Source organism: Limnobaculum eriocheiris (assembly GCF_021010575.1).
Classification (GTDB): domain Bacteria; phylum Pseudomonadota; class Gammaproteobacteria; order Enterobacterales; family Enterobacteriaceae; genus Limnobaculum; species Limnobaculum eriocheiris.
Window position 1 is genome coordinate 25,195 of sequence record NZ_JAJNAG010000038.1, and the last position, 7,151, is coordinate 32,345.

General features: G+C 47.3%; 7 protein-coding genes. All 7 read left to right on the forward strand.

Annotated elements, in window-relative coordinates:
* The first annotated feature begins 279 nt into the window (after positions 1–279).
* Positions 280–543, forward strand: a complete 264-nt coding sequence (gene sdhE, locus LPW36_RS13810; protein ID WP_130590439.1) for an FAD assembly factor SdhE — start codon at positions 280–282, stop codon at positions 541–543.
* Positions 518–934, forward strand: coding sequence for a protein YgfX (locus LPW36_RS13815; protein WP_230610551.1), 417 nt, complete (start codon positions 518–520; stop codon positions 932–934). Before sdhE ends, LPW36_RS13815 begins: the two co-directional genes overlap by 26 nt.
* Before the next feature lie 68 nt (positions 935–1,002).
* Positions 1,003–1,683 carry a two-component system response regulator CreB gene (gene creB / locus LPW36_RS13820; protein WP_230610553.1) on the forward strand — a complete coding sequence of 227 codons (681 nt, stop codon included), beginning with the start codon at positions 1,003–1,005 and terminating at the stop codon, positions 1,681–1,683.
* Positions 1,680–3,110 carry a two-component system sensor histidine kinase CreC gene (gene creC / locus LPW36_RS13825; RefSeq protein ID WP_230610555.1) on the forward strand — a complete coding sequence of 477 codons (1,431 nt, stop codon included), beginning with the start codon at positions 1,680–1,682 and terminating at the stop codon, positions 3,108–3,110. Before creB ends, creC begins: the two co-directional genes overlap by 4 nt.
* Positions 3,111–3,222: 112 nt before the next feature.
* A complete protein-coding gene (gene creD, locus LPW36_RS13830) occupies positions 3,223–4,791 on the forward strand; it encodes a cell envelope integrity protein CreD (protein ID WP_230610557.1) in 1,569 nt (522 codons plus the stop codon).
* 448 nt (positions 4,792–5,239) lie between these two features.
* Positions 5,240–6,937, forward strand: coding sequence for a ShlB/FhaC/HecB family hemolysin secretion/activation protein (locus LPW36_RS13835; protein WP_420844791.1), 1,698 nt, complete (start codon positions 5,240–5,242; stop codon positions 6,935–6,937).
* 106 nt (positions 6,938–7,043) lie between these two features.
* Positions 7,044–7,151: ESPR domain-containing protein (locus LPW36_RS18005; protein WP_420844783.1), on the forward strand; the 108-nt coding region annotated here is incomplete at its 3' end.

A 7,151-nucleotide genomic window follows, 5' to 3' on the forward strand; every position in this document is an offset into this window, starting at 1 on the left:
AACCGCCAGATTGCGGTATTAAACTGTGACATAGTTTACTTAACAATAACGAAATGCAGTATAAGAATCGTGGTTCTTTCTCCGGTAAGTTTTTTGTTAGTGAAGACGCTGTGTTAAATCCGGGATAAACATCATGCTCTATCGAGTATAAATCAGATCGAACATAACAATTTCGATCTTTATGGCAAATTTAAGCTAACTTTATCTGTAGCCTTTCCCAAATCCGAGTCAAATTGTTACTCTACACCACCACATAACCTGATATGAGTAAGAACCATAATGGATATTAATAATAAAACCCGAATTCACTGGGCGTGTCGTCGGGGAATGCGTGAGCTGGATATTGCCATCATGCCATTTTTTGAAAACGACTATGACAGCCTGCCGGATGCGGATAAGCAGGTATTCATTCGTTTACTGGAGTGTGAAGATCCTCAACTGTATCGCTGGTTAATGAATCAGGCAGTACCGGAAGAGGCGGATATGGCCCGTATGATCAAAATGATTCAGAAGAAAAATGCCGAACGTAGTTCTCTGGCATAGCGGCATTCGGGTTTCCTGGAAAACCCAATGTGTTTCACTGCTGATACACGGTGCTCTGGTACTGTTAGTACTGCTTTCTCCGTGGAATGATGGCTATTGGCCGCTGTGGTTAACGCTGGTCACTCTGGTCATTTTTGACTGTTTGCGCAGCCAGCGTCATATACAGCGAATGCAGGGTGAGATGATCTTGCTGAGTAATTACGATATTCAGTGGCACCGTGAGGAGTGGCGCATATCAGGAAAGCCGATGGTGCTTAAGTGGGGTATTATGCTGAAGCTGACCTCTGTATCAGGGAAGTATTCCCGTCGCCGCGTCTGGCTGGCGGTTGACAGTATGGATGCTGAAGCATGGAGCAGCTTACGTTTTCATCTTCTTCAACTTGATAAATAACAGAATAAGCATTAAAAAATGGTGGAAAGGGCACAGGTAGCCCGAATGAAAGGATATGGAATAAGGTTATGTCACTAATTTGGCTGGTTGAAGATGAAGCAAGTATCGCGGATACCCTAATTTATACGTTAGAGACGGACGGTTTTGAGGTTCGCTGGTTTGAACGCGGTGAACCGGTACTGGTGGCCCTGAATCAGAGCCGTCCTGCATTAGCGATTCTTGATGTTGGATTACCGGATATTAATGGCTTTGACTTGTGTCGCCGTATGCTGGCCCAATCCGCCGATCTGCCGCTGATTTTTCTTACCGCCCGTAGCGAAGAGCTGGATCGCATTGTTGGTCTGGAAATCGGCGCTGATGATTATATCGCCAAGCCTTTCTCTCCCCGTGAAGTCAGCGCCAGAGTTCGAACTATCCTGCGTCGTCTGGAAAAACAGCAGAGAATGTTACCCAGCTATGGCGCGTTTGGGCTGGATGAGGAAGGTGCGACCATTACTTTCTGCAGTCAGACGTTATTGCTAACCCGCTATGAATATCTGCTACTCCGAACGCTGATTAAATCACCCCGTCGGGTATTCTCCCGCCAGCAGTTGATGGATCTGGTATGGCAGGATGCGGAAGAGAGTCTGGATCGCACCGTAGATACCCATATCAAAACCTTAAGGGCCAAGCTGCGCGTAATTTCAGAAGAAACCAACCCGATTCAGACCCATCGTGGTCTGGGATACAGCCTGAGTCCTGATAAATGAGAATCGGCTTTCGCTTATTGCTCGGCTTTTTTATGATTGTAGCCGTGGCTGCTTACTTCGTGATGAACATATTTGTTCAGGAAGTGAAACCAGGGGTACGTCGGGCAACGGAAGGAATGATGGTCGATACTGCCAATCTTTTGGCGCAAATTGCCGAACAGGATATCCGTAACCGTAATCTGAGTCAGGGCCATATTGCTCAGGCTTTTCTGGATATTAATCGCACACCGATTGGTGCGCAAATTGACCATATAGTCAAAAACCGCATGGAGTATCGGGTCTATATTACTGACAGCAAAGGGAAAGTTATTTTTGATTCCAGCGGTGAAGCGCTGGGGCAGGATTACTCGCGCTGGAATGATGTCTACCTGACCCTGAAAGGAAAGTACGGAGCACGCAGTACCCGGATCGATCCGGAAGACGAAAGTACTTCGGTGATGTACGTGGCTGCTCCGATAAAATCCTCCGATGGAAAAATAATCGGCTCGCTAACCGTATCCAAACCCAACCAGACTATGCAACCGGTAATTCGTCGCAGTGAACGCCGAATGGAGATCGCTGGCGGTATTTTATTAGGTATTGCGCTGGTGATTGGTGCCGGGTTTGTCTGGTGGATTAACCGTTCTATTTCGCGTCTGGTACGTTATGCCAGTGAAGTGGCGGATGGTCATGCGCCAACGTTACCAAAAATGGATAGTCCCGAGTTATCCACTCTGGCCCGGGCGCTGGAAAGTATGCGCATTAAGCTGGAAGGTAAAGACTATATTGAAAAGTACGTCCATACCCTGACCCATGAACTAAAAAGTCCGCTGGCAGCCATTCGCGGAGCGGCAGAGATCTTGCAGGAGATGCCGCCAAAGCCCGTAGCCCAGCGCTTTATCAGCAATATTCAACAGCAGAATGAACGGCTGCAACTGCTGGTTGACCGCATGTTGCAACAGGCTCAGGTAGAAAGCCGGATTCGTCAGGAACTGGCACCGGTCGATCTGGCGGAAGTGCTGCACAGCGTTGTTGCCGCTAAAGAAGCGCAAATTACTCACCGTAAAATTCAGCTAACCAGCCAGATTGAAGCTCCGGTTAGCGTTCGTGGCGATAAGCTGTTGCTGGAGCAAGCCTTCAGTAATCTGTTAGATAATGCATTGGACTTTACGCCAGAAGGGGGTGAGATCGCCATTAGCGGTGAGTTTATTGATAAACATTACCGGATTATCGTGGCGGATAGCGGCCCGGGCATGCCGGATTATGCATTAGATAAAGTGTTCGACCGCTTTTATTCTTTACCCCGACCGGATAAAGAGAAAAGCACCGGGCTGGGCCTTAGCTTTGTGCGGGAAGTGGCATCCATTCATCAGGGAAGCATTCGTTTGATTAATGGTGAACAGGGTGGAGCAAAAGCCATATTTATTCTGCCGGTGAAAGAGAAATAAATCACCTGGCTGAATATAAGCCCGTTACTTCACATAGCCTTCACACAACATCATCATCTGTTCACGCAGCACATTTATCCTGACGCCATAATAGGAACAGGAGTGTTTGCTGATGATTAATTCAACGTTATTTTGGAAAATTTTTGTACTGATAGTGCTCACGTTACTGATGTTAGTACCTATTGGTATGGTGCTGGAGATGATTGATGGTCGTAATCAATATCGGGAAAGCGTCATTAGTCAGATTAAAGATGGAACCAGCGGTGAACAGACAGTTATCGGGCCGATATTAGTGATTCCCTATGTTCGTCTTGAAACTGAAATAGTCAGTGATGACACCAAAAAGGGTAAAACAATAAAAAAGGTCAACCGGGTTCAGGGACAGAGTTATTTTCTGCCGGATAATCTGGCGGTTGACGGTAGCGTAAATGTCGAACCGCGTAAGGTAGGTATTTATCAGACTCAGGTTTATCAGAGCCAGTTACAGTTTAAAGGCTCCTTCGGTAAAGTGAATCTGGTTAATAATGACAAAATCACCTATGAGAAACCCTATCTGGTATTAGCGCTGGCAGATTCCCGCGGTATTACCGCGGTACCAACCGTTAAACTTAATCAGCTCCAGAGCGTGTTTCAATCCGGAACGAAATATTCAGACTTTCCTCAGGGAATGCATGCCGTCTTCCCTGAAACTATACTGACCTCTCCACAGCCGCTGGATTTTGAATTTACGGTTTCTCTACAGGGAACGGGGCAACTGGCGCTGATGCCGGTTGGGGCAACCTCAACCTTTAATCTTAGCGGTAACTGGCCACATCCAAACTTCCTTGGGCAGTTCTTACCGAAAAAACGTGAAGTAACCGAACAGGGCTTTACCGCCAGTTGGGAGAGCAGCTGGCTGGCTAATAATATCAATAATAACTTTGATCGTTATGATATGAGCGATATTCGCAAAAGCCAGGCGCGTTCATCAAGTTCATACAGCTATACTGAAACGGAATACAGTGAAAGCAGCAGAATGTCGGGTTTCCCGACCTTTAGCACCAGCTTTATTGAACCGGTTAACCACTACCAGCTAAACACGCGCACGGTGAAGTATGCCATTCTGTTTATCAGTATGACTTTCGTTGCCTTTTTCCTGTTTGAAGTGTTGAAGTCGCTATCCATTCATCCGATGCAATATCTGCTGGTGGCGGCGGCATTAATGGTGTTCTACGTTATTCTACTGGCACTCTCGGAACGTATCGGCTTTGCCTGGGCTTACTGTATTGCAGCGGTAAGCTGTAGCAGCCTGATTGGCTTCTATTTAAGCGCGGTGCTGAAAGGGGTATGGCGCGGTATCAGTTTTGCCGCCGGGTTATTGATTCTGTATGGCGTGTTGTATGTTCTGTTGCAGTCTGAAGATAATGCCCTGTTGTTGGGTGCCGGACTTTTGTTTGTCGTACTGGCTGTCATTATGACATTGACACGTCGTTTAGACTGGTACAAGGTTGCATCGCCAGCATCGCCAGCATCGCCAGCATCGCCAGCATCGCCAGCATCGCCAGCATCGCCAGCATCGCCAGCATCAAATGCATCTACGTCAGGCGGAGGCATGCAACCTTCCGGCGATGCCAATATTGAGGCAGTGACAGAACACGGCGAAGATAGTCTGGAGCGAAGAAAGTATTGGTTATGGAAATGATGTTCCTCAACTGATGTGTTGTTAGTTATAAATTTGCCTCACCCCGCATTTCAATGAGAGTTGGAGTGCGGGGTTTTTCACACTTCAAAATATAGTTTTGTTGGAAATGCGCTGTAACTTAATCTAATCAATAGCTTTTATTATTTATTTACAATTATCATCCCAAAAGAACACTCGATTATTCATATTGATAGTTATCGTCAGACACAACACTTCTTTTTCTACCCGAGAGCCTTTTTTCCTCGTAAAAGTACAATTTGTAAACAGGAGAAAAATACATGCATCTCACATAATATTCTATTTTATAAGATAAAATGAAATAATAATCTATTTTTATTAAATGGCGGTTGCATTCTAATAAGCGCCCCTTCAAGACTTTTGCTTGATTTCTTATAACGGATAAAATTACCACGGATAGGGTATGCTTTTTAAAAACAATCACACCCCTATGAATCGGAAAGGGAGCCTTCCGCATTTTTGGGTCATATTCTCATTACTGCCATTTGCCTTTTATGCCCATTCAGCACCTGAGTTGAACCGCATCAATAATCAGCAAATTATCAACCAACAGGAACGTCAAAAAGCGCTGGAAGAACAGCTTGCGCCGGAGCAGCCTGATGTTCGTATGGAACTGCCTGCGGGAAGTTCATCGATCGCGCAATTCCCACAGGAAGCCAACTGCATCACCATCAATCAGGTGACGTTAAGCGGCAGCGATTATTTAACCAACTGGCTAATGTTGCAGCGGGTAGCCAATCAGGCTAAAGGGCAGTGTATCGGCGGTAAAGGCATTAATTTGCTGATGAGCGCCATTCAAAACCGACTGGTTGACCGGGGCTATATTACCAGCCGGGTATTAGCACCAGCGCAGGATGTCAACAGCGGTGAACTGAAACTGCAAATTCTGGAAGGCAAGGTTAGCCATATTCTGTTTACGCCGGAAAGCGACAGCTATATTCAGTTGTTTAATACCCTGCCGGTATCTGAAGGAAGCTTACTTAACCTGCGCGACATTGAACAAGGGGTTGAGAACCTGCGTCGGGTGCCTGGCGTACAGGCGGATGTCAATATGCTGCCCGGTGATGAGCCGGGGGAAACCGATTTAGCCATCAGCTGGAAGCAGAGCCGACACTGGCGGTTGGGTGCCTCACTGGATGACTCGGGCACCACCAGCACCGGCCGTTATCAGGGGGGATTAACCCTGTATGTGGATAACCCGCTATCCCTGAGCGATATCTTCTATATTTCCGGTGGTCATGACCTGCAATGGAAAAACGAGCGGGGCAGCCATAACTATACGGTTCATTATTCTGTGCCTTATGGTTATTGGGGTTTTAATGTCACCACCAGCGCCTATAACTATAACCAGAAAGTGGCGGGCCTGATTGAAAATTATGACTATAGCGGTGACAGTAACAACCTGACTTTTGGGTTGAGCCGTTTGCTGCACCGTGATGCCTCACAAAAAACCACCCTGACCTACGATGTGCTGATGAAATCGACCCGTAACTATATTAACGATACGGAAGTCGAAGTTCAGCGTCGTAATACCTCCGCCTGGCGTCTGGGTTTACAGCATCGTCATTATATTTATGCTGCGACGCTGGATGCAGGAGTGAACTACCAGCAGGGCACCCGTTGGTTTGGCGCGCAGCCGGTACCGGAGGAGTACACCGGTCTGGCGACAGCATTGAGCAAAATAGTGCAGCTTTCGGCTAACCTCGACCTGCCTTTTAGCCTGTTTGAGCAGAAATTCAGTTTCCGCAGCCAGTATCAGCGCCAGTTGCCATCCTCCACCAATCTGACATCACAGGACCGCTTCTCTATTGGTGGTCGCTATACGGTACGGGGTTATGACGGCGAACTCAGCCTGTCGGCAGACCGGGGGTGGTTCACCCGTAATGAACTGGCGTGGCAAACGCCGCTGCCGTCTCAGGAATTATATGCCGGACTGGATTACGGCGAAGTGGGTGGGGCTGGCAGTGAATACCTGCTGGGTAAACATCTGGCAGGGGCGGTGCTGGGGTTAAGGGGAAATGTCCTGAATACCGGTTATGACCTGTTTGCTGGTATTCCCACCTCAAAACCCGATGGTTTTAAAACTAATCCGGTGACGCTGGGGTTCAATTTGAACTGGCAGTATTAAATCAGGGGCCGGAGCGCCCAGTCCGACAATAAACAAAGATAAATAACTTCCCGTGACGGGAATAAAAATAAGAACAATACAGAAAAGAGTAAAAAGGATTTTACTAATGAACAAGCATTTATACCGCGTTATTTTCAACCGGGCCCGCGGCCAGTTAATGGTGGTGCCGGACATTGCCGGTGCCCGTGCCGACGGGGGGAGTTCCCGTGTTTCA

Coding starts and splice junctions, on each gene's coding strand:
- LPW36_RS13835 (WP_420844791.1), top strand. CDS start 5,240: ATGAATCGGAAAGGGAGCCTTCCGCATTTTTGGGTCATATTCTCATTA.
- LPW36_RS13815 (WP_230610551.1), top strand. CDS start 518: ATGCCGAACGTAGTTCTCTGGCATAGCGGCATTCGGGTTTCCTGGAAA.
- creD (WP_230610557.1), top strand. CDS start 3,223: ATGATTAATTCAACGTTATTTTGGAAAATTTTTGTACTGATAGTGCTC.
- creB (WP_230610553.1), top strand. CDS start 1,003: ATGTCACTAATTTGGCTGGTTGAAGATGAAGCAAGTATCGCGGATACC.
- creC (WP_230610555.1), top strand. CDS start 1,680: ATGAGAATCGGCTTTCGCTTATTGCTCGGCTTTTTTATGATTGTAGCC.
- sdhE (WP_130590439.1), top strand. CDS start 280: ATGGATATTAATAATAAAACCCGAATTCACTGGGCGTGTCGTCGGGGA.